1 protein-coding gene is annotated in these 234 nt (G+C 43.2%); it reads left to right on the top strand.

Annotated features, from left to right (window positions below; all coding sequences use genetic code 11):
- Positions 1-31 precede the first annotated feature (31 nt).
- Positions 32-234 (top strand): S4 domain-containing protein (locus R2R70_RS23245; protein WP_410979382.1); only part of this gene is annotated, 203 nt, incomplete at its 3' end.

Raw genomic sequence — 234 nt, forward strand, 5'->3', positions numbered from 1 at the left:
GAATCCTGTTGGCTAATTAGAATCGCCAACCATGAAAACAGAGACTCCATCCGTAAAAATTGTTGCTATCACCGCTGACGAAGCGGGGCAACGTATCGATAACTTTTTGCGTACCCAATTGAAAGGCGTACCAAAAAGTATGATTTACCGTATTTTGCGTAAAGGCGAAGTGCGGGTGAACAAAAAACGTATTAAGCCTGAATATAAACTCGAAGCGGGTGATGAGGTGCGTAT

Origin of the sequence: Cobetia sp. SIMBA_158 (assembly GCF_046566945.1) — a bacterium.
GTDB classification, from domain to species: domain Bacteria; phylum Pseudomonadota; class Gammaproteobacteria; order Pseudomonadales; family Halomonadaceae; genus Cobetia; species Cobetia amphilecti.